At 53.1% G+C, this 22,354-nt stretch carries 22 protein-coding genes and 1 pseudogene; 12 read left to right on the top strand and 11 right to left on the bottom strand.

Annotated elements, in window-relative coordinates; translation table 11 throughout:
• Both GBAG_RS22095 and fbpC read left to right on the top strand, forming a co-directional pair.
• Positions 1-347: pseudogene (locus GBAG_RS22095) on the top strand (ABC transporter permease subunit); the annotation flags it as partial.
• Between the two features lie 14 nt (positions 348-361).
• Positions 362-1,411, top strand: coding sequence for a ferric ABC transporter ATP-binding protein (fbpC, locus tag GBAG_RS08755; protein ID WP_034495089.1), 1,050 nt, complete (start codon positions 362-364; stop codon positions 1,409-1,411).
• A gap of 85 nt (positions 1,412-1,496) precedes the next feature.
• Here fbpC and hglS read toward each other — a convergent pair whose 3' ends face one another.
• Entirely contained in the window at positions 1,497-2,840 is a 1,344-nt protein-coding gene (hglS, locus tag GBAG_RS08750) for a 2-oxoadipate dioxygenase/decarboxylase HglS (protein ID WP_034495087.1), read from the bottom strand.
• 255 nt (positions 2,841-3,095) lie between these two features.
• Between hglS and pcaH the strand changes: the two genes are divergently transcribed.
• The 3 genes from pcaH (at position 3,096) to pcaQ (ending at position 5,545) form a co-directional block, all read left to right on the top strand.
• On the top strand, positions 3,096-3,833 hold the full coding sequence (gene pcaH, locus GBAG_RS08745) for a protocatechuate 3,4-dioxygenase subunit beta (RefSeq protein WP_034495085.1): 738 nt from the start codon (positions 3,096-3,098) through the stop codon (positions 3,831-3,833).
• Positions 3,833-4,453, top strand: coding sequence for a protocatechuate 3,4-dioxygenase subunit alpha (gene pcaG, locus GBAG_RS08740; RefSeq protein WP_034495083.1), 621 nt, complete (start codon positions 3,833-3,835; stop codon positions 4,451-4,453). Before pcaH ends, pcaG begins: the two co-directional genes overlap by 1 nt.
• 168 nt (positions 4,454-4,621) lie before the next feature.
• Positions 4,622-5,545: a pca operon transcription factor PcaQ gene (gene pcaQ / locus GBAG_RS08735; protein WP_034495082.1), complete on the top strand. Its 924-nt coding sequence runs from the start codon at positions 4,622-4,624 to the stop codon at positions 5,543-5,545.
• Between the two features lie 85 nt (positions 5,546-5,630).
• On the opposite strand, the gene pcaC is transcribed toward pcaQ, so the two are convergent.
• The 6 genes from pcaC to GBAG_RS08705 are packed head-to-tail and all read right to left on the bottom strand — an operon-like array spanning position 5,631 to position 10,704.
• Positions 5,631-6,017, bottom strand: coding sequence for a 4-carboxymuconolactone decarboxylase (gene pcaC / locus GBAG_RS08730; RefSeq protein ID WP_034495080.1), 387 nt, complete (start codon positions 6,015-6,017; stop codon positions 5,631-5,633).
• Between the two features lie 4 nt (positions 6,018-6,021).
• Positions 6,022-6,780: a 3-oxoadipate enol-lactonase gene (gene pcaD / locus GBAG_RS08725; protein ID WP_034495078.1), complete on the bottom strand. Its 759-nt coding sequence runs from the start codon at positions 6,778-6,780 to the stop codon at positions 6,022-6,024.
• Entirely contained in the window at positions 6,777-8,132 is a 1,356-nt protein-coding gene (locus GBAG_RS08720; protein WP_034495077.1) for a 3-carboxy-cis,cis-muconate cycloisomerase, read from the bottom strand. Before GBAG_RS08720 ends, pcaD begins: the two co-directional genes overlap by 4 nt.
• A gap of 9 nt (positions 8,133-8,141) precedes the next feature.
• On the bottom strand, positions 8,142-9,344 hold the full coding sequence (pcaF, locus tag GBAG_RS08715; RefSeq protein ID WP_034495075.1) for a 3-oxoadipyl-CoA thiolase: 1,203 nt from the start codon (positions 9,342-9,344) through the stop codon (positions 8,142-8,144).
• Between the two features lie 9 nt (positions 9,345-9,353).
• A complete protein-coding gene (locus GBAG_RS08710) occupies positions 9,354-10,010 on the bottom strand; it encodes a 3-oxoacid CoA-transferase subunit B (RefSeq protein WP_034495073.1) in 657 nt (218 codons plus the stop codon).
• 10 nt (positions 10,011-10,020) lie between these two features.
• Positions 10,021-10,704, bottom strand: a complete 684-nt coding sequence (locus GBAG_RS08705; RefSeq protein ID WP_034495072.1) for a 3-oxoacid CoA-transferase subunit A — start codon at positions 10,702-10,704, stop codon at positions 10,021-10,023.
• A 172-nt stretch (positions 10,705-10,876) separates the two neighbouring features.
• Here GBAG_RS08705 and GBAG_RS08700 point away from each other — a divergent pair, with 172 nt between their 5' ends.
• Positions 10,877-11,683 (top strand): IclR family transcriptional regulator domain-containing protein, encoded by an 807-nt coding sequence (locus GBAG_RS08700; protein WP_034495071.1) that lies wholly within the window; start codon positions 10,877-10,879, stop codon positions 11,681-11,683.
• Positions 11,684-11,777: 94 nt separating this feature from the next.
• Here the strand turns inward: GBAG_RS08700 and smrA are convergent, their stop codons facing one another.
• Together smrA and GBAG_RS08690 are read right to left on the bottom strand one after the other, a co-directional pair.
• Entirely contained in the window at positions 11,778-12,341 is a 564-nt protein-coding gene (smrA, locus tag GBAG_RS08695; protein WP_034495069.1) for a DNA endonuclease SmrA, read from the bottom strand.
• Between the two features lie 67 nt (positions 12,342-12,408).
• Positions 12,409-13,305: a LysR family transcriptional regulator gene (locus tag GBAG_RS08690; protein ID WP_034495067.1), complete on the bottom strand. Its 897-nt coding sequence runs from the start codon at positions 13,303-13,305 to the stop codon at positions 12,409-12,411.
• A gap of 175 nt (positions 13,306-13,480) precedes the next feature.
• Here GBAG_RS08690 and GBAG_RS08685 point away from each other — a divergent pair, with 175 nt between their 5' ends.
• From GBAG_RS08685 to uspE, 6 genes are all read left to right on the top strand, one after another.
• On the top strand, positions 13,481-14,791 hold the full coding sequence (locus tag GBAG_RS08685) for a M20 family metallo-hydrolase (protein WP_034495065.1): 1,311 nt from the start codon (positions 13,481-13,483) through the stop codon (positions 14,789-14,791).
• On the top strand, positions 14,791-16,236 hold the full coding sequence (locus GBAG_RS08680) for a M20 family metallopeptidase (RefSeq protein ID WP_034495063.1): 1,446 nt from the start codon (positions 14,791-14,793) through the stop codon (positions 16,234-16,236). The genes GBAG_RS08685 and GBAG_RS08680 overlap by 1 nt, the downstream gene beginning before the upstream one ends.
• A 41-nt stretch (positions 16,237-16,277) precedes the next feature.
• Positions 16,278-17,801 carry a p-aminobenzoyl-glutamate transporter gene (gene abgT / locus GBAG_RS08675; protein WP_034495062.1) on the top strand — a complete coding sequence of 508 codons (1,524 nt, stop codon included), beginning with the start codon at positions 16,278-16,280 and terminating at the stop codon, positions 17,799-17,801.
• Positions 17,802-17,817: 16 nt separating this feature from the next.
• On the top strand, positions 17,818-18,333 hold the full coding sequence (gene ogt / locus GBAG_RS08670; protein WP_034495060.1) for a methylated-DNA--[protein]-cysteine S-methyltransferase: 516 nt from the start codon (positions 17,818-17,820) through the stop codon (positions 18,331-18,333).
• 196 nt (positions 18,334-18,529) lie between these two features.
• Positions 18,530-19,282, top strand: a complete 753-nt coding sequence (gene fnr, locus GBAG_RS08665) for a fumarate/nitrate reduction transcriptional regulator Fnr (protein ID WP_034495059.1) — start codon at positions 18,530-18,532, stop codon at positions 19,280-19,282.
• 136 nt (positions 19,283-19,418) lie between these two features.
• The gene (uspE, locus tag GBAG_RS08660; RefSeq protein ID WP_034495057.1) at positions 19,419-20,369 is read left to right on the top strand and encodes a universal stress protein UspE; all 951 of its coding nucleotides are present in this window, start codon (positions 19,419-19,421) and stop codon (positions 20,367-20,369) included.
• A 136-nt stretch (positions 20,370-20,505) separates the two neighbouring features.
• Here the strand turns inward: uspE and GBAG_RS22090 are convergent, their stop codons facing one another.
• Positions 20,506-20,655: a Hok/Gef family protein gene (locus GBAG_RS22090; protein WP_072011160.1), complete on the bottom strand. Its 150-nt coding sequence runs from the start codon at positions 20,653-20,655 to the stop codon at positions 20,506-20,508.
• A 304-nt stretch (positions 20,656-20,959) separates the two neighbouring features.
• On the bottom strand, positions 20,960-22,348 hold the full coding sequence (gene pntB / locus GBAG_RS08655) for a Re/Si-specific NAD(P)(+) transhydrogenase subunit beta (protein WP_034495055.1): 1,389 nt from the start codon (positions 22,346-22,348) through the stop codon (positions 20,960-20,962).
• Positions 22,349-22,354: the final 6 nt, after the last annotated feature.

Here is a 22,354-nt window from a genome sequence, read left to right as displayed (position 1 = left end):
CAAATCGACAAATCACTCGACGAGGCCTCGTTGAGCCTGCGTGCCGGGTCGATGCGCACCATTTATCAACATTCTGCTGCCGCTGCTGCGCCCGGCGATTTTTATCCGCGCTGATCTACAGCTTTGTGCGCGCCATTACGACAGTTAGTGCAATCGTCTTCCTCGTCACGCCGGATACGCGAGTGGCTACCGCCTACATTCTGAACCGCGTGGAAGATGGCGAATACGGCGTGGCGATTGCCTATGGCTCGATTCTTATCGTCGTAATGCTGTCCATTATTTTCATTTTTGACTGGCTGATTGGTGAAGCGCGAATCTCACGCTCAAAAGCCAAAACCAACGCGTGATTACGGAGTAAAACATGACACAACCTCATTTTGTAGAACTGCGCAATGTCACGAAACGGTTTGGCAATAACACCGTCATTGAAGGCATTAATCTGGCGATCCCAAAGGGTGAAATGGTGACGTTGCTTGGGCCGTCAGGCTGCGGGAAAACTACAGTTTTGCGCCTGGTGGCCGGGCTTGAAAAACCCACTGAAGGGCAGATTTTTATTGATGGCGAAGACGTGACGCACCGTTCCATTCAGCAGCGTGACATCTGCATGGTGTTCCAGTCCTACGCCCTGTTCCCGCATATGTCGCTGGGCGATAACGTCGGCTACGGGCTGAAGATGCTCGGCACACCGCGAGCGGAAATCAAAACACGCGTCAAAGAGGCTCTGGCGATGGTGGACTTAGACGGTTTCGAAGACCGTTTCGTTGACCAGATTTCCGGCGGCCAGCAGCAGCGTGTGGCACTGGCGCGTGCGTTGATCCTCAAACCCAAAGTGCTGCTGTTTGATGAGCCGTTAAGTAATCTTGACGCCAACCTGCGCCGCAGCATGCGCGACAAAATCCGCGAACTGCAAAAGCAATTCAATATCACGTCACTGTACGTTACCCACGACCAGAGCGAGGCGTTTGCCGTTTCCGATACCGTGCTGGTGATGAACAAAGGCGAAATCATGCAGATTGGCAGCCCGCAAACCCTGTATCGCCATCCCGCTTCGCGCTTTATGGCAAGTTTTATGGGCGATGCCAACATCTTCCCGGCACGCTTTGGCAGCGATTTTGTCGAGATCCACGGCTACCGTTTGCCGCGCCCGCCGCAGTTGACCATCACTCAGGCGCAAGGCACGGTTGGCGTACGCCCGGAAGCGATAACGCTGAGTGAACACGGCGACGAAAGCCAGCGTTGCGTGGTCCGCCACGTGGCATATATGGGGCCGCAATATGAAGTGACCGTAGAATGGCATGGGCAGTCGCTGCTGTTGCAGGTGAATGCCACGCGCTTACAGCCTGATGTGGGGGATAATTACTATCTCGAGATCCATCCGTATGGCATGTTTATTTTGGCGGATGCGGCGTAAATGGTGGATGACGCCTGCGGCTTATCCCCCCTACAAAATCATGCATTTGTAGGGTGGATAAACGCCAGCGTCATCCGACAACGGCTTACAGCAACCCGCAGCGTTTTTTACTGCGATCTGATGCCTGCTGATACAACTCAAATTCGTCGGCAACGGGCGCACCGAGCGCTTCTTCAAACGCGGTGCGGCTGGAATGGCCGTGGCTGCGTGCCCCGCCTTCGCTGCCCAAATTTGACTGGAAAATCCCTGCCGCACTCACCGGCAGGAAATCTTCGTAGATGATCGGTTGTGCCACCAGCCAGCCGCGCTCAATCAACGGTTGCGGGTCATCGCCGGGTTTAATCGCCTGGCGGTGCATTTCACCCACCGGCGTTAAGCGGTAACGGAAATACGCCAGATCCTGGCAGCGCATCAGCGTTTCGCTGTCTGGCAGGCGGCTGAATATTTCCTGCAAATGCTGCTGATGGCTGAAGTTATCCTGGCCGCTGCCCGCCTCGTTAAGCAATTCATCATATAAGGCGCGCCCTTTCGGCGTGAGCGCAACACCGCGCTGCTCGATTTCGCCGAAGCGTGCGGTATGCGTGCCGTGATGAACGCCCGCAAAAATGATGGGTTCTTCGAGCGCCTTGAAGCTGGTCTGACGCAGCAAAATCGGGAAGTTGCGTCGTGGCGGACCTTCGATAATCGCTTTCGGCGCAATACCATATTCCGGCATCAGCGCTTGTACGCGGTCGATATCCAGCGTGCGTGGCGTGAGGTGGTTAATGTGGCAGCCCCGGAAACAGACCACGTCGGCAATTAAACGATGCTGATTATGAAACGCCTGATAGGTCTGCGCATCCACCGTGGCATGGCTGTGCCAGCGGAACGTTTCCAGCGCCTGAGTCACAAACTCGTCGGCCTGTGCTTCAGTAAATGCACCCTGCTGGTCGTAAATATCGAGCAACGCCCGGCAACGCGGGGTGAAAATGTCACGTTCTGCGAGAATGGCCGCAGCGGTTTTACGCAACGCTTCGTCGTCAATCAGCTCTAAACGCAGCAGCGAGGTGAAAATGCGGAACGGGTTACGTGCCAGCGCCGCATCCTCAATCGGGCGAAACGCCGTCGAATGCACCGGAACACCAGCCTGGGAGAGGTCGTAATAGCCGACCGGAACCATGCCCATAACGGCAAAAACGCGGCGCAACGTCGCCAGTTCTTCCGCTTTCCCCACCCTGATTGCCCCGTGGCGTTCAACATTCAATCGCGCCAGTTCGTCAGCATTTTCTAGCTGTTGCTGCAAATCGGGACTGTTTTCTAACACCGCCAGATTCACGTCGGCCACTAACTCTAACAAGGTGCCGTACTGAGGCACCTCTTGCTGGTACATCGCCGACATTGCTTGCGAAAATTTTTCCCGAATATCATCAGCCGTGATGTTGTTCGCCATGATGTCGTATCTCCAGTGAATATTGCTGAAAGCGTAGAATGTCGTGCGGGGGTTTTGGGGGAAGAATTTTCGTTTTGTGACCGACTATACAGCCGTACATCAGAAGTAATACTAACCGCCAGTTACATAACTAAAAGCTATGTAAAACCACGCTTAAATTCACTTTAATTTAACAACCTATTAACTGAGACTGGCTATGGCGATTTTTAAAACCACAACACATCGCCCCTGCATACCCTACAACTGGAGCTGGCTATGTCTCAGATTTGGCAACCTCGTGAATTGGTTCATCGTGATTACGATTCGCATCCACCGGCATTCGCGCCGGGCTATAAAACCAGTGTGTTACGCTCGCCGCGCAACGCGCTTATCTCATTGCAGAATTCCCTTTCTGAGATAACCGGGCCGATTTTTGGCGCAAAAGATCTCGACCCGCTCGATAACGATCTGATCATGAATTACGCCAAAGACGGCCTGCCGATTGGCGAGCGTATTATTGTGCACGGCTATGTGCGCGACGGCTTTGGTCGCCCGATGAAAAACACGCTGGTTGAAGTATGGCAGGCCAATGCGGGCGGGCGTTATCGTCACAAAAAAGACAAATATTTAGCGCCTATCGACCCTAATTTTGGCGGCTGTGGGCGCGTGCTGACCGACGAAAATGGCTATTACTTTTTCCGCACCATCAAGCCCGGCCCGTATCCGTGGCGTAATCAGGCCAGCGACTGGCGGCCTTCACATATTCACTTTTCACTTTCCGGTGACGCCTTCGCCCAGCGTCTGATTACGCAGATGTATTTTGAAGGCGACCCGCTGATCAAGCAGTGTCCGATTGTGAAAACGATTAATAACGATGACGCCATCCGCACGCTGATTGCCGAACTGGATACCCACGCCGCGGTGCCGCTCGATTGCCTGGCGTATCGCTTTGATTTAGTGCTGCGCGGTCAACGTGCCACGCTGTTTGAAAATCGCACTCAAGGAGCCGTGTGATGAAAGATTATTTAGCCGAAACCGCCTCGCAAACCGCAGGCCCGTATGTGCACATTGGTCTCGCTCCACAGGCTGCCGGATTTAACATTTTCGAGAAAAACTTCAGCCATGTGCTGACCAACTCCCACACCCAGGGCGAACGCATTGTCGTTGAAGGCCGGGTGTTCGACGGCTCCGGCACGCCGGTGCGTGATGTGCTGTTGGAAGTGTGGCAAGCCAACGCTGCCGGGCGTTACAACCACCCTGCTGACCAGCAAACGAAGAAAGCCCTGGATGAGGATTTCCGTGGCTGGGGCCGCACGTGTTCAGATTTTGACAGCGGCGTGTGGCGTTTTGACACCATCAAACCTGGTGCGGTTGTCGGGCGCGATGGGCGATTAATGGCTCCGCATCTGAACCTGTGGATTGTAGCTCGCGGGATTAACATCGGTCTGAATACGCGGATGTATTTTTCTGACGAGCAAGAGGCAAATGAAACCGACCCGGTGCTGAATCTTATCGAGTGGGAAGTGCGCCGCAATACCTTGATTGGCAAACGCGAGCAGCGCGGATCTGAGATTGTTTATACGTTTGATATTTACCTTCAGGGGGAGAGGGAGACGGTATTTTTTGACGTGTAGACTCAGATGAAAAATGGTGGATGACGCTTGCGCTTATCCACCCACCCTTCATTACCCTCACCCTTTGTTATAAAAACAAATCAATTGTTAATGAAATTTTGCTAGCAAGTTATCAAAATTAAACAACTTATCTTGTCAGTGCCACGCGTCTGTTTTTAACATCAGGTTATGGAAAAAAACGGTTTGTTCAGTCAGCGCATTCGCTTGCGCCATCTTCATACTTTCGTGGCTGTCGCTCAACAGGGAACACTGGGGCGCGCAGCTGAAACTCTTAATCTTAGCCAGCCTGCACTTTCAAAGACGCTTAATGAGCTTGAGCAACTCACCGGCACGCGTTTGTTTGAGCGTGGGCGGCTTGGCGCACAGATGACGCTGATGGGCGAGCAGTTCCTGACGCATGCGGTGAAGGTGCTCGATGCACTCAATCACGCCGGGCAATCGCTAAATCAGAAAGATGGGCAAAGTACCACTGTGGTTCGCGTCGGCGCACTGCCCACGGCGGCGCTGGGGATATTACCTAAAGTTATCGGCCAGTTTCATAAGCAGCAAAGCGATGTCACGTTACAAGTGGCGACCATGAATAACACCATGCTGCTGTCTGGTTTGAAATCGGGCGAGTTGGACCTGGGTATTGGCCGTATGTCAGACCCGGAATTGATGACCGGGCTGAATTATGAGCTGTTATTCCTCGAGTCATTAAAACTGGTGGTGCGCCCTGGGCATCCGTTGCTGCATGAAAATATCACGTTAAGTCGCGTGATGGAGTGGCCCGTCGTGGTGTCGCCGAAGGGGACGATTCCACGTCAGAACGCGGAAACGCTGCTCGTCAGCCAGGGGTGTAAAATGTCGGCCACCTGTGTTGAAACGCTGTCTGCTTCGCTTTCGCGCCAGTTGACCGTCGATTACAACTACGTCTGGTTTGTGCCTTCAGGTGCCGTGAAAGAGGATTTGCGTCAGGGAACGCTGACTTCGCTACCGGTCACTACGCAAGGTGTTGGCGAGCCGATTGGGGTTTTAACGCGGGTGGATACGCCACTGTCTCCAGCGGCGCAGATTTTACTGTCGTCGATTCGCAAATCGATTCCGGGGTGAAAAATGGTGGATGACGCCTATGGCTTATCCACCCTACAACACTGTTTTCGTAGGTCGGATAAGCGTTAGCGTCATCCGACATGAATTAACCGGCGGCATCCAACTCATCAAACACCTGTTGTGCCAGATGCATGGTGGCGTTGGCTGCGGGTAAACCGCAGTACAGCGCCGAATGCATGAGCAACTCTTTAAGCTCATCCCGCGTCACGCCGTTATTAAATGCGGCGCGAAGGTGCATTTTCAGCTCGGCTTCACGGTTTAGCGCAATCAACATCGCGATGGTGATCATGCTGCGGGTATGGCGCTCAAGCCCCGGCCGTGTCCAGATATCACCCCATGCATAGCGCGTGATGAAGTTCTGAAACTCGTCATTCAGCGGCGTGAGCTGGGACAGTGTACGGTCCACGTGGCTGTCGCCCAGTACCGCACGACGTACTTCCATGCCCTGCTGATAGTGTTCTTCGTCCTTCATGATGTCAGTCGTCCTGTTGAATAAAGTTAAGCAGCGCCACATTGAAACCATGAGCGTCGCCGACATTGGAAAGATGCGAGGATTCAAGCGTGACGAGATGTGAGCCGTGGACTTGCTGATGCATAAATTCGCTGTCGGCGACGCTGCAAACCGGGTCACTGGCTCCGGCGATAAACTGCATCGGTAATGTGATGTTGCCAATTTCACCCCGCAAATCGGCGGCGGCAAGCGCTTCGCAACAAGAGGCATAACCTTCCGTATCAATGCCCGCAAGGGTTGCGCACAGGGCATCAACTTGCGAGTGGTGATGTTTCACAAAATCTTCGGTAAACCAGCGCTGTGGCGCACTGTTAGCGATGGCCTCCATACCGTCATGACGCACGGTTCGTGCGCGCTCAAGCCAGCCGTTTTGTTCGCCCACTTTCGCCGCACTGTTGGCAACGGTGACGGAAAGAAAACGCTCCGGGGCAAAACGTGCCAACCATAAACCCGTCAGTCCGCCCATGGAAATCCCGCAGAAATGCGCCTGTTTAACGCCTGCATCATCCATCACGCTGATGACGTCTTCCGCTAGTTGCGGCAGCGTTGTTTTGCCATTTTTGGTGGTGCGTCCGTGGCCGTGTGTGTCGTAACGCAGCACGCGGAAATTCTCAAGCAATGCCGCCATTTGGGGCTGCCACATCTCAAGCGTGGTACCCAGCGAGTTCGACAACACCACGACCGGTGCGCCACTGCGCCCTTCCAGTTGATAATAAAGGCTCATGTTACCCTCCTGGTTTGTTGTGCCGCCCGCGCCAGAACCTGGCGGATAAACGCGTCGTTGCTGCCGAGGGCGTGTTGCGGGTCGAGCAAATGTTCGATTTGAGTCAAAGAAAGATATGGCGTGACTTGCGGGTTTTCTGCGAGCAATGCCGCAAGCGGCTGGTTTTCATCCAGCGCACGGTGGCAGAGCTGTTCCACTAAGTGATGCGCAGGCTGTTTGCCCATAAACTCCGCCAGGGCCAGCGTCACGGATTCCGCCATAATCAGGCCGTGAGTGATATCCAGATTGGCGCGCATTTTGACGGTATTCACCTGCATGCCGTTGAGTAATTCCAGCGACGTTTGCATCACCCCACCCGCAAGCGTAATCAGTTGCGGCAGCACTTCCCATTCAGCCTGCCAACCGCCAAGCGCCCTTTCATGCTGCTGATTCTGACTGGCGTACATCGTCGCCATCAGCCCCGGAATGCGTGTATTTGCCGTTAAAATTGCCGCGCAGCTTACCGGGTTACGTTTATGCGGCATGGTTGATGAACCGCCGCGCCCTTCTGCAATCGGCTCGCCGACTTCGGCAACTTCGGTTTGCATCAGTAACGAAAAATCACTGGCGAATTTCCCAAGCGTACTCGCCACACCCGCGAACCAGGCGGCGGACTCCAGCAACCTGTCGCGCTGGCTATGCCACGGCGTATCGGCTTGATGAAGCTCCAGGGCGTTTGCCAACGCCTGCGCCACCGTAATTCCCTGCTCTTTCAGCGAGGCCAGCGTCCCGGCGGCTCCGCCGAATTGCAGCACCAGCACACGCGGTTTGATTTCACGCAAACGTTGCTGCCAGCGCAATAGCGCATCAAGCGTTCCCGCGAGTTTCAGACCAAAAGTTATCGGCAGCGCGTGCTGCATCCAGGTGCGGCCCGCCATGACGCTGTGCTGATGGTGTTGAATTTGTTCGGTTAACGCGCGGATGAGTTGTTCGATAAGCACTTCAGAAACTAAAAACGCTTCTCGCAGTTGCAGAACCAGGCCCGTATCTATCACGTCCTGGCTGGTTGCCCCCCAGTGAACGTACCGCGCGGCCTGTTCGTCCTGACGTTTTACGTTGGCGGTGAGCTGTTTCACCAGCGGGATCGCCAGGTTTCCGGCGCCTGCCGCCGCTTGCGCCAGTGCCTGCGGGTCGAGTTTATCGGCCTGACACTGTGAGGAAATCACGGTGATAACCGATTCCGGGATCACGCCACATTTCGCACAAGCCAGCGCCAGTGCCGCTTCAAAATCCAGCATCCCTTGTAACGTGTTGTCATCGCTGAAAATTTCGCTCAACGGTGATGCACGCAACATGGGGGTAAACAGTGTCATGCCTGCTCCTTAAACGCGTTCGATTATCAGTGCAATCCCCTGACCGACACCAATACACATAGTACATAGCGCGTAACGCCCGCCGCTGCGTTTGAGCTGATACGCGGCGGTCATCGCCAGACGCCCACCGGATGCGCCAAGCGGGTGCCCAAGCGCAATCGCGCCGCCGTTCGGATTCACATGTTCAGCGTCATCCGGCAGACCTAGATCGCGCATTACTGCCAGTGCCTGCGCGGCAAAGGCTTCATTTAATTCAATCACATCCATCTGCGCCAGCGTTAAGCCCGTTTGCGCCAGCACTTTACGCACTGCGGGAGCCGGGCCAAAACCCATAATCCGCGGCGCAACCCCTGCGGTTGCCACGCCGACGACACGCGCCAGCGGCTGCAATCCATGAGTATTTAGCGCTTGTTCACTGGCTAACAGCAAAGCACATGCGCCATCGTTGACCCCGGATGCATTTCCGGCGGTGACCGTGCCATCTGCCCGCACCACGCCTTTGAGTTTTGCCAGCGCTTCAATAGAGGTGGAGCGCGGATGTTCATCGCGGTTAAACAGCAGCGCTTCGCCTTTGCGCTGGGCGATGGAGACCGGGATCAGTTCGTCGTCGAACATCCCCGTTTCCTGAGCGCGAGCGGTGCGAAGCTGGCTGCGTAGGGCAAATGCGTCCTGATCGGCGCGGTTGATGTTGAAATCCGTCGCCACGTTTTCAGCCGTTTCTGGCATCGCATCCACGCCGTATTGCGCTTTCATCAGCGGATTAATAAACCGCCAGCCGATGGTGGTATCTTCCATTTTCATACTGCGACTAAACGCGCTTTCGGCTTTGCCCATCACAAAGGGTGCGCGCGACATGCTTTCCACCCCGCCCGCAATCATCAAATGCGTTTCACCGCTTTTGATTGCCCGCGCCGCTACACCCAATGCATCAAGGCTTGAGCCGCACAAACGGTTGATGGTGCTGCCCGGTACGGTTTCGGGTAATCCTGCCAGTAACAGCGCCATGCGGGCGACGTTGCGGTTATCTTCCCCTGCCTGGTTTGCACAGCCGTAGATCACATCGTCAATCGCTGACCAATCCAGGTTCGGATGGCGCTCGAGTAACGCTTTCAACGGCAACGCGGCTAAATCATCGCTGCGAACGCTGGAGAGTGTGCCACCAAAACGACCAAACGGAGTCCGCACTCCATCACAGATAAATGCTTGATTCATCATAGTTCCTTACGCGCTTTCTGCCAGTTGTTCGAAGCCAAGTGTGACCGGGGTAATACGTTGTAATTCTTCAAAAGAGAGGCCATTGAAGATCTCGCGCACCACCGGGCCTTTTGCAGTGATATCAATCACCGCGAGGTCGGTATAAATACGGCTGACGCAGCCGATTCCGGTGAGCGGATAAGTGCAGGTTTCCACCAGCTTGGACTCACCGTCGCGGGTTAAGTGATCCATCATCACAAACACCTGGCGGGCGCCAATCGCAAGATCCATCGCCCCGCCGACAGCGGGAATGGCATCCGGCGCACCGGTGCTCCAGTTTGCCAGGTCGCCCTGGGCTGAAACCTGATATGCGCCTAACACGCAGATATCGAGATGGCCGCCGCGCATCATGGCAAACGAGTCGCCGTGGTGGAAAAAGCAGCCACCGGTCAGCAACGTAACGAACTCTTTCCCGGCGTTGATAAGCTCAGGATCTTCTTCGCCTTCCGCGGGTTTTGGCCCCATGCCTAGCAAACCGTTTTCACTGTGCAGAAAGATTTCTTTATCGGCCGGAAGGTAGTTGGCAATGCGTGTTGGTAATCCGATACCGAGGTTAACGTAAGCGCCTTCAGGGATATCGCGAGCCACACGCTGCGCCATTTCATCACGGGTTAGTTTTTTCACATCAAGCTCCTTATGCGCTTTGTGCCAGGGCACTTTCGACCGCCACCAGGCGCTTGACGAAAATCCCAGGGGTGACGATGTTTTCCGGGTCCAGTGCGCCTAACGGAACAATTCGGCTCACCTCCGCGATAGTTTCGGTGGCGGCTGTCGCCATGATTGGCCCGAAGTTACGCGCCGCTTTGCGGTAGACCAGATTTCCCCAACGGTCGCCTTCATACGCTTTGATCAAGGCAAAATCAGCTTTCAGCGGGTATTCGAGGACGTACTGACGCCCGTCAATTTCACGGGTTTCTTTACCTTGCGCGAGCGGCGTTCCAAAACCGGTTGGCGTAAATACGGCACCTAATCCAGAACCCGCCGCCTGAATACGCGCGGCCAGGTTGCCTTGCGGCACCAGTTCCAGCTCAACTTTTCCGCGACGATATAGGTCGTCAAAAATCTGTGAATCCACCTGGCGAGGGAATGAACAAATCATTTTGCGCACCCGCCCGGCTTTCAGAAGTGCAGCCAGGCCCACTTCACCGTTGCCCGCGTTGTTATTAATAATCGTCAGGTCAGTTGCGCCTTGAGCAATGAGCGCATCAATAAGATGGGTGGGCTGCCCGGCGGTGCCAAAACCTCCAATCATGATGGTGGCACCGTCGAAAATTCCGGCGACTGCCGCTTCCAGCGTCGCCACACTTTTGTTGATCATCACGGTTCTCCCTGAGGGTGCGTTATTCGCACAAGATTGCGTTTCTTGAACAAAATGTGACCCGCTTAACGAAGCTGGTCAAGGGCGATAATCGAAATATGGTGCGATTATCGAACATCATGTATCTTTGTTTTCAGACTGTGATCAACGGCGAAAATTTGAGGAGAACGAGATGGAAATTCAACGTGATGAGTTAACGGCGGAAGTCGATCCGTTTAAGGGCGACCCCAATTTTATGGCGTCACTGGCGCGTGGGCTTGAGGTTATCCAGGCGTTTACCCCGCAGCGCAGGCAGCTCTCTATTTCACAAATCAGCCAGAAAACGGGGATCCCCCGGGCAGCGGTGCGTCGCTGTTTGTATACCCTGAGCAAGCTCGGTTTTGTCTACGCGGATGATGGCAAAAACTACCAACTTCGCCCGCGAATTTTGTCCCTCGGTCATGCTTATCTGGCTTCTACTCCCCTGGCAAAATCGACGCAGCCGGTGCTCAAGCATTTGAGTGAAATGCTCAACGAATCCTGCTCGATTGCCACACTTGATGGCGACGATATTCTGTATATCGCCCGCGCCTCCAGCTCGCGCATCATGACGATTGATTTGGATATCGGCAGCCGATTGCCCGCCTGGTCAACGTCGATGGGGCGCGTGTTGCTGAGTTATTTGCCGGAAGAACAGCTGAATGATTTCCTGGCTCGCATAACGATGATTCGCTACACGCCGCAGACGGTGGATTCGGTGAGCAAATTGCGTGAGGAGCTAAAGCGCGTGCGCCAGCAAGGCTACGCGCTCAATGACCAGGAACTCGAGATGGGATTACGTTCTATCGCCGTACCGTTGGTTAACCCGGAAGGTACGGTGGTTGCCGCGTTAAACGTCGGTGTTCATGCAGGCCAGGTTTCCACGCAGGAGTTGCGCAGCCGCGTATTGCCGAAGTTGCAGGAAGCGGCGCAAGAGTTGTCGTTGTTGTTGAAGTCGTGATGTTGGGGGCAGTGTCGAATGACACTTCGCTTATCTGACCTGGGCGCTGGTTTTTGTAGGGCGGATAAGCGTTAGCGTCCTCCGCCAAAAATACTTAGCGGCTGCGTTTAGCGTGGCGTTCCCAGTTTTCGACTTTGGCCTGGTCGGATTTTTTAAGCGCCACATAGCATGCCCCGCTGCCGCCATGGTGCGGCATCGCGCTGCAAAATGCCTGAACTTCGTCAAACTCCGCCAGCCAACGCGCAACGTAACTGCGCACAATATTGGCGTGGGACTTATCTTCACGGCCTTTGCCATGAACGATCAGCAAATTACGCAGGCCGTCTTTTTTGGCCTCCTGAATATAGGCAAAAAGCAACTGACGGCACTGTTCAACCGGCTGGCGAATCAGGTTTAAACTCGCCTCCTGTTTGTATTTCCCCAGTCGAAGTTTATCCAGCACGCCGTTTTGCAGCCCTTCTCGCTTGAATTCAAGCAAGGTGTTGAGCGGAATAATTTCCAGAAAACCGGTGGTCAGGAAGTTATCCAACTGAAGGGTGTCGGGTTTTTGCACCACCTTCTCTTTGACCGGTTTCAACCACTGGCTGCTGTTGCAATCTTTCAGCGGTTTCACGTCTTCCATCGCATCGAGAAACAGCGATTTTTCGTCAAGGTTCATGTGCAAATCCTCCAGGCTCGATTCTGAAGTCACTATAGCTGCCGATGTGCCGTGGCTCAATGCCGGATTAACGGCACTCGCGACGAAATTGATTGATAAGCGCCGTGGTTAACGGTGCCTGAGTCACATCACGTCGCTGAATCAAATAGTAGGTGGCTTGCGGCAACGTTTCAGTAATATTTATCTGTTTTAAACTGTGTGCCAGCAACGGGTCGTGGCCTAATTCGGCGGGCAGGATACTGAGGAAATCACTTTGCGCGATAAGGCTAATGCAGGCAGAAAACGTTTCACAGAAGACGCTGATATTGGGAATTTCTGAGCGCTTTTGAAACACTTCTTCCAGTTGTTTGTAATAGCTGCCGCGTGGCGTGGGCAGCGTCCAGTCATAGTGCAGCAGTTCTTTTAATGATGTCGCGCCAATCGCTGGATGGCCTTCGCGAGCAAATACCGCGAAGGGTTTTTCGAACAGCCGTTCAAAGGTAAATTCCTGGTCATACGGGCCTTGATAATAGGTGTTGATGGTGAAATCCAGCTCGCCCTGGCGCAGCGAGTTGATCATCGACACCAGTTGTCCTTCCATAATTCGTACTTTTACTTTCGGGTGTTTTTGATGAAACGCGGTGATAACCGGCGGCATCAGCGTCCGGGAAACACTCGCTCCCAGACCGATATTGATTTGCCCTGCCAGTTGCCCCTGACGCTGCAAAATATCTTCCTGCGCGGCGCGTAACTCTTCGAGAATTAATTGAGCATGTTGGTAAAAGCTTTCCCCGCATTCGGTCAACGCCACGCCCTGGCTGCGCCGGATAAACAAACGTGCCGATAACCCTTCTTCTAATTCTTTTATCGCTTTTGTGAGCGCGGGTTGAGAAAGATTTAACGCCCGACTGGCTCCGCGAATGCTGCCATTTTGCGTCACAGCCACAAACGCACGAATCTGGTGGAGCTTAACCTGGAAGGTCACATTGCCTCCTGATAACCAATAGCTATCAGACGAAAGATTTTAGCATCTACTGTAATTGAAACTCTTGTGCCAGGGTAATCCCATGACGGCGAAAACTACCAAATTTCGCTGAGCGATAAGTAAAAACTATCACAGCGTGAAGTTGATCACAGAAGATGCTTATACGGGATGTTTTATGACGCAAATTGAACTGGCTGTACATGAACTGGCACCGCGCATGCAGCACTGGCGGCGTGATTTTCACCATTTCGCCGAGTCCGGCTGGCTGGAATTTCGCACCGCCACCCTCGTGGCCGAAACGCTGCATCAATTAGGTTATCAGCTGGCGTTAGGCCGGGATGTAGTGGATGACGCAGCACGCATGGGGCTACCATCGCCAGACGTGCTGGCACGCGAGGAACAACGTGCGCTGGAACAAGGCGCATTACCGCAATGGCTGACGCATTTTTCCGGCGGATTTACCGGGATTGTCGCCACGCTGGAAACCGGTCGCCCAGGCCCAACGTTCGCGTTTCGCGTGGACATGGACGCGCTGGATTTAGGTGAGATGTTGCAACCGGCACATCGCCCGTTTGCCGAAGGTTTTGCCTCGTGTAACGAAGGAATGATGCATGCCTGCGGCCACGACGGGCACACCGCCATTGGCCTCGGCCTTGCCAGCATGTTGCAACAGTTTGCAGACCAGCTCAACGGCACAATCAAACTCATTTTCCAGCCCGCCGAAGAAGGGACTCGTGGCGCTCGCGCCATGGTTGCAGCGGGGGCGCTCGATAACATCGACTACTTTACGGCGATTCATATTGGCACTGGCGTCCCTTCCGGCACCGTGGTGTGCGGCAGCGATAACTTTATGGCGACCACTAAGTTTGATGTGCAATTCACTGGCGTCGCCGCACACGCGGGCGGTAAACCAGAAGAAGGCCGTAACGCCCTGCTCGCCGCCGCCCAAACCGCGCTGGCGTTGCACGGTATTGCTCCGCACAGCGCAGGCGCATCACGCGTCAATGTGGGCGTATTGCAGGCAGGCAGCGGGCGCAATGTGGTTCCGGCATCGGCTTTATTGAAAGTCGAAACCCGTGGCGAAACCAATGTGATCAACGACTATGTGTTTGACCGTGCGCAGGAAATTATTCGCGGCGCGGCGACGATGTATGGCATTGAAGCGCAAGTGAAGCTGATGGGTGCGGCAACCAACAGCGTGCCATCGCCAGAATGGGTGGCGTTTATCCATCAACAGGCGCTTGAAGTCCACGGCGTAACGGAAGTGGTCGATACCGTGAAAGGGGCTGCCGGTTCAGAAGATGCGACGTTGATGATGGCTCGCGTGCAGGAACAAGGCGGTAAAGCGTCTTATATGGTATTCGGCACCGAATTGAGCGCCGGACATCATAACGAGAAGTTTGATTTTGATGAAAAAGTGATGGAAGTTGCCGTCAGCACTATGGCGCGCCTCGTTCTTAATTTTCCCTGGCAGCGAGGTGTGTAATGCGTTCAATTTATCAGTTTGTTGATGACGCTATTGAAGCGAAGCGTGGCGAGTTTACCGCCATTGCAGATGATATCTGGGATCATCCAGAAACCCGTTTTGAAGAGCGCTGGTCTGCGGAACGTCTGGCTTGCGCCCTGGAGGCAGAAGGTTTTAGCGTCGAACGCAATGCAGGGAATATCGAAACCGCATTTGTGGCGAGTTTCGGTTCGGGCAAACCTGTTATCGCGCTGCTCGGTGAATACGATGCGCTCGCGGGATTAAGCCAGTGTTCTGGCGAAGCGTCACCCGAGCCGCTGGTTGAAGATGCTAACGGCCACGGCTGCGGCCACAACTTGCTGGGTACGGCGGCCTTTGCTGGCGCGGTAGCGGTGAAAAACTGGCTTGAACAATATGGCTCTGGCGGCACCGTGCGTTTTTACGGCTGCCCAGGCGAGGAAGGCGGTTCCGGCAAAACGTTTATGGTGCGCGAAGGGTTGTTTGACGATGTTGACGCTGCCGTCACCTGGCACCCGGAAGCGTACGCAGGAATGTTTAGCACCAGTTCACTGGCCAATATTCAGGTGGCTTATCGCTTCCACGGAATTGCGGCACATGCCGCAAACTCACCACACCTTGGTCGCAGTGCGTTAGATGCCGTCACGCTGATGACCACCGGCAGCAACTTCCTCAACGAGCACATCATTGAAAAAGCCCGCGTGCATTACGCCATCACTAATGCCGGCGGGATTTCGCCAAACGTGGTGCAGGCGCAAGCCGAAGTGCTGTATTTGATTCGCGCCCCGGAAATGGCGCAGGCACAGCATATTTTCGAGCGCATCAATAAAATTGCCGAAGGCGCTGCGCTGATGACGGAAACCACGGTGAATGTGCGCTTTGATAAAGCCTGTTCGAATTACCTGCCCAATCGCCAGCTTGAAAGCGTGATGTATGAGGCATTACAAGCGCTTGGCGTGCCGCAATGGAGCGAAGAAGAGCTCGCATTTGCTAAAAAAATCCGCGCCACGCTGACTGAAAACGACCTGCAAAATAGCTTAAATAATATTGCTAATACCTCCAATGAAGAGGGAAAAGCCTTTGCGCGTCGCCATCGTGAAACGTTGCTGATTGACGAAATTGCGCCATACGCCCCAAATGACAAAATCCTGCCTGGTTCAACGGATGTGGGTGATGTGAGCTGGAAAGTGCCGGTCGCACAATGTTTTAGCCCGTGCTTTACCGTGGGAACCCCGCTGCACACCTGGCAATTGGTGAGCCAGGGGCGCACCTCAATCGCGCATAAAGGAATGTTGCACGCAGGCAAAGTCATGGCGGCGACCGCGCTGCAATTATTTATCAGTCCACAGACGCTGGAAGCTTGCCAAAGTGAGTTGCACGCACAACTCGCCGAACGCCCGTACCAGTGCCCGATCCCAGCAGGCGTGACACCGTCGCCTTTAAAATAATCTAATAAAAACATAACATCACAACAGATAGAGGCCCGCCCATGAGTCTTTCATCCTTACCGACCCCTTCCGGCTCTGGCAAGCTGTACGGACTGGTAGAAAAAATTGGCAACAAAGTGCCCCATCCTTTTTTGCTGTTCGTGTATTTGATTGTTGTTTTGTCCGTGAGCACCGCCGTGCTTTCTGCGTTTAACGTCAGCGTTCGTAACCCTGCGGACGGCAGCCTGGTGCAGGTCAAAAACCTGTTGAGCGCCGAAGGGGTGCACTGGTTTTTGCCTAACGTGATTAAAAACTTCAGTGGATTCGCACCATTAGGGGCCATTCTGGCGCTGGTTTTAGGTGCAGGTCTGGCCGAACGCGTTGGGTTGTTACCGAGTTTGATGGTAAAGATGGCCTCGCATGTGAGTGCGCGTTATGCCAGCTATATGGTGCTGTTTATCGCTTTCTTTAGCCATATTTCGTCTGATGCAGCGTTGGTCATTATGCCGCCGATGGGCGCATTGATTTTCCTCGCCGTGGGTCGCCATCCGGTAGCCGGTTTGCTGGCAGCGATTGCGGGTGTCGGCTGCGGTTTTACGGCGAATTTACTGATTGTGACGACCGATGTACTGCTTTCGGGGATCAGTACCGAAGCGGCACACACCATCGACCCGCTGATGCACGTTAGCGTGATTGATAACTGGTACTTTATGGCGACGTCTGTGATTGTGCTGTCGATTGTTGGCGGGCTGATTACCGATAAAATCGTCGAGCCGCGTCTGGGTACCTGGCAAGGCGAAAACAAGGAAAAGCTGCAACAGCTTGATGATGTTCAGCGCTTTGGTTTGCGTGTTACCGGCATTGTGTCGCTGCTGTTTATTGCGGTTATCGCTTTGCTGCTGGTGCCAGAAAACGGCTTACTGCGTGACCCGGTAAAAGGCACGATTATTCCGTCGCCATTTATTAGCGGAATTGTGCCGCTGATTATTCTGTTCTTCTTCGTCATCTCCCTGGCCTATGGCATCGCCACGAAGAAAATACGCAAGCAGGCCGATTTGCCGCAACTGATGATTGAACCGATGAAGGAAATGGCCGGTTTTATCGTGATGGTGTTCCCGTTGGCGCAATTTGTGGCGATGTTCAACTGGAGCAATATGGGCAAGTTTATGGCCGTCGGACTTACCGATGTGCTGGAAGGCTCCGGGCTGAACGGTATCCCCGCGTTCCTGGGCCTGGCATTGCTTTCGTCATTCCTCTGTATGTTTATTGCCAGCGGCTCGGCCATCTGGTCGATTCTGGCACCGATTTTTGTGCCGATGTTTATGCTGCTGGGTTTCCACCCCGCTTTCGCGCAAATTCTGTTCCGTGTGGCAGATTCTTCCGTGATCCCCCTGGCACCGGTGTCACCGTTTATTCCCTTATTCTTAGGCTTCCTGCAACGCTATAAACCTGACGCTAAATTAGGGACCTATTACTCCTTAGTATTACCTTACCCCCTCATCTTTTTGGGTGTCTGGTTGCTGCTACTGGTGGCGTGGTATCTTGTTGGCTTGCCTATAGGGCCGGGAGTTTACCCGCATCTCTAATTAACCGGAGCGAAGAATGCTGACACTGCTGGAAGACAAGATCGTTACCCCATTAGGGCCGTTATGGATAATTTGCGATGAGCAGTACCATTTGCGGGCAGTGGAATGGGAAGAACATAGCGACAGAATGGTGCAGTTGTTGGGTCTTCATTACGGTGCTGGCGGCTATCAGCGCGTGGCTTGCGCAAATCCTGACGGGTTAAGTGACAAGCTACGCGATTATTTTGACGGTGATCTGGCCGTGATTGAAACGCTCCCTACCGCCACGGCGGGAACCCCCTTCCAGCGTGAAGTGTGGCAAACCTTGCGCTCTATCCCTTGCGGGCAGGTGATGCATTACGGGCAATTAGCGGACCAACTTGGCAGACCGGGTGCTGCACGTGCAGTCGGTGCCGCGAATGGTTCAAATCCGGTGAGCGTGGTGGTTCCATGCCACCGTGTTATTGGGCGCAACGGCACGATGACAGGCTATGCGGGTGGCGTAGGACGTAAAGAATGGTTATTGCGTCACGAAGGATATTTGCTGCTGTAGTTTCTTTATTGCAGAATTTTATTCTTAATTCTTCGTGGAATAATACGCATTAATATACAGTTCCAGTAATTTCAATAGGATAGCTCTATAACCCTGGCGTTATTGTTTGTTAAATTCTGAATGGGCATTCATCATACTTACGTGCTCAAGAAAAAGATGTTAAAATTGACCAATATCAATAACGCCGAGCATATCTATGATCCCTGAAAAGCGAATTATTCGACGCATTCAGTCTGGCGGTTGTGCTATCCATTGCCAGGATTGCAGCATCAGCCAGTTATGCATCCCCTTCACGCTTAACGAGCATGAGCTTGATCAGCTTGATAATATTATTGAGCGTAAAAAGCCTATTCAGAAGGGACAGACCCTGTTTAAAGCAGGTGATGAGCTGAAGTCGCTGTACGCTATTCGTTCAGGGACCATTAAAAGCTATACCATTACCGAGCAAGGTGATGAGCAAATTACCGGTTTCCATTTAGCGGGTGATTTGGTGGGCTTTGATGCCATCGGCACCGGGATGCACCCAAGTTTCGCGCAAGCGCTCGAAACGTCCATGGTCTGCGAAATCCCATTCGAAACGCTTGATGATTTGTCCGGTAAAATGCCCAACCTGCGCCAGCAGATGATGCGTTTGATGAGCGGCGAAATTAAGGGCGATCAGGATATGATTCTGCTGCTTTCCAAAAAGAATGCAGAAGAGCGCCTGGCCGCATTTATCTATAATCTTTCACGTCGCTTTGCCCAGCGCGGTTTCTCGCCTCGCGAGTTCCGTCTGACCATGACGCGTGGCGATATCGGTAACTATCTGGGTCTGACTGTGGAGACCATCAGCCGTCTGCTCGGTCGTTTCCAGAAAAGCGGTATGTTAGCGGTGAAAGGTAAGTACATCACTATCGAGAATATTGACATTCTTTCTCAACTCGCAGGTCAATCGCGTAACGTTGCCTGATTTCTCTTTACCTGTGCCGGATCACTAAATTTTAGTCGTTTATTGATCCGGCAATGGCTTATCACCTGTTTCATTCATCACATATAGGTTAGTCTTAATAAACAGACTGTGGTTAAGCAGTTGTAAGGAGACCTGTATGGCAAAGTATCAAAACATGCTAGTCGCGATAGATCCTAATCAGGACGATCAACCCGCCCTGCGGCGTGCTGTTTATTTGCATCAACGGATTGGTGGCAGGATCAAAGCTTTTCTGCCCATCTATGATTTTTCCTACGAAATGACCACCCTTCTGTCGCCAGATGAACGCACCGCTATGCGCAAAGGTGTGATTAGCCAACGTGCGGCCTGGATTAAAGAACAAGCCCAGTATTACATCGACTCGGGCGTACCGATTGAAATTAAAGTGGTTTGGCATAACCGTCCGTTCGAGGCGATTATTCAGGAAGTGATTAGCAGCGATCACGACTTAGTGCTCAAAATGACGCACCAACACGACAAACTTGAAGCGGTTATTTTCACTCCAACCGACTGGCATCTGCTGCGTAAATGCCCATGCCCAGTGTGGATGGTTAATGAAAAACCGTGGCCTGAAGGCGGTCGAGCTATTGTTGCCGTTAACCTGGCAAGTGAAGAGCAGTACCATAACGCTCTGAATGAAAAACTGGTTAAAGAGACTATTCGCCTGGCCGACGATGTTAACCACACCGAAGTTCACCTGGTCGGCGCCTACCCTGTCACCCCGATTAATATCGCCATCGAACTTCCTGATTTTGACCCAAGCGTTTATAACGATGCTATTCGCGGCCAGCACCTGGTTGCGATGAAAGCGTTACGTCAAAAATTTGGTATTGATGAAAAAATGACTCACGTTGAAAAAGGATTACCTGAAGAGGTTATTCCCGATCTCGCCGAGCATTTGCAGGCCGGTATTGTGGTACTTGGTACGGTGGGCCGTACTGGCCTGTCCGCCGCGTTCCTCGGTAACACTGCCGAACAAGTTATCGACCATCTGCGCTGCGATTTGTTGGTCATCAAACCTGATGAATATCAAACACCAGTAGAACTGGATGACGACGAAGACGATTGATTTGTCGTCCATGTAGTAAAGAAAAGCCCGTTCAAATTAATGAACGGGCTTTTTGTTTGGTGGAGTGCTGAACCTTATGCCAGATTTCCATGAGTGGCGGGAAAAACTCCCGCCACTGTCCTCTGAAATTTTGTGCTTACGGCCTAATGCAGGCTAATGATGCCGCCACTTCCATGCCTCCTTTTCGATAGTGGAATTCACACAGTGAATCCCTCAACAGAAAAATAATCATGAGAATTGTCAAACAGATAACTATTACGCTGAACAACCTGTTCTTTGACGACATCTTCGCCTCCTGCGTTGCAAACACAAAATGAAGAGGCTACTATCATGGTGTCTAGCATGAGAGGGCCTCGGGTTGGTTTAACTAACTCGGGGCTTTTTTCTGTCTGCTTTTCACCATTGGGATCGAAGCCTACAGCTTCAGCACCCGGCTATACTTTACTCTTCGCCCTGTCTCCCGCATACATTATTTCTCTATAGATTCAGTTGGTTAAATGTAATATTGCATTCACGTCATTGATGTTCAGACGTAAAAAAACCGCCCCGAGAAGCGGTTTTGGAATACGGCTCGCAATCTTAGCGAACAACTACAGCGCTTTAAGAATCGCTTCCACACTCGCCTTGGCATCGCCAAACAGCATCTGAGTGTTCTCTTTAAAGAACAGCGGATTCTGCACACCTGCGTAACCGGTGTTCATAGAACGCTTGAACACAATAACGTTCTGCGCTTTCCACACTTCCAGCACTGGCATACCCGCGATTGGACTGCGAGGATCTTCGAGCGCTGCCGGGTTTACGGTGTCATTCGCACCGATAACCAGAACGGTATCAGTATCAGCGAAGTCATCGTTGATTTCGTCCATTTCCAGAACGACATCATAAGGCACACGCGCTTCTGCCAGCAAAACGTTCATGTGGCCTGGCAAACGCCCTGCAACCGGGTGAATACCAAAACGAACCTTGATGCCACGCGCACGAAGTTTTTCGGTAATTTCAGCTACCGGATATTGTGCCTGCGCCACCGCCATACCATACCCCGGAGTGATGATCACCGAGGTCGAGTTTTTCAGCATATCCGCAGTGTCTTCCGCCGTGATTTCACGGTGTTCGCCTGCTTCTTCGTCGTCACCCGTAGAGGAACCGTCGGTACCGAAACCACCAGCGATCACGCTGATAAAGGAGCGGTTCATCGCTTTACACATGATGTAAGACAGGATTGCACCAGAAGAACCCACCAACGCACCGGTGACGATCAGCAGGTCGTTGCTGAGCATAAAGCCCGCCGCTGCCGCTGCCCAACCGGAGTAGGAGTTCAGCATGGAAACGACAACCGGCATGTCTGCACCACCAATCGATGCCACCAGGTGCCAGCCGATAACCAGCGCGATGATGGTCATCACCAGCAACGCCAGAACCTGCAAGCCAACGCTTTCGGTACGCACGAAGATGATCAGCATCGCGAAGGAAACCACGATTGCCGCCAGATTCAGTTTATGGCGGTTTGGCAACATCAACGGCTTAGACGAGATTTTGCCGCGCAGTTTGCCAAATGCCACGATGGAACCTGTGAAGGTCACCGCACCGATGAAGATACCGAGGAACACTTCCGTTAAATGGATGTTTTCCATCACCGGCTCAAGACCCGGCGCATGATCCAGATAGCTGTTGAAGCCTACCAGAACCGCCGCCAGACCCACGAAGCTGTGCAGAATTGCCACCAGCTCCGGCATTTCGGTCATTTCAACTTTCTTCGCAAGGTGAATACCGATGGCACCACCAATTACCATTGCGACAATAATCCAGACAACATTGCCGGTTTCAGGCCCGAAAATGGTCGCGACTAACGCGATAGCCATACCCGCCATGCCGAACAAGTTACCTTGTTTAGATGTTTCGTGTTTTGACAGCCCTGCCAGGCTGAAAATAAACAGAATTGCGGCAACAATGTATGCTGCTGTAACTAATCCACCAGACATGTGTTA

The organism is Buttiauxella agrestis ATCC 33320, assembly GCF_000735355.1.
Classification (GTDB): domain Bacteria; phylum Pseudomonadota; class Gammaproteobacteria; order Enterobacterales; family Enterobacteriaceae; genus Buttiauxella; species Buttiauxella agrestis.
The sequence above is the reverse complement of the archived record's forward strand: the minus strand, read 5'-3'. Positions and strand labels throughout refer to the sequence as shown.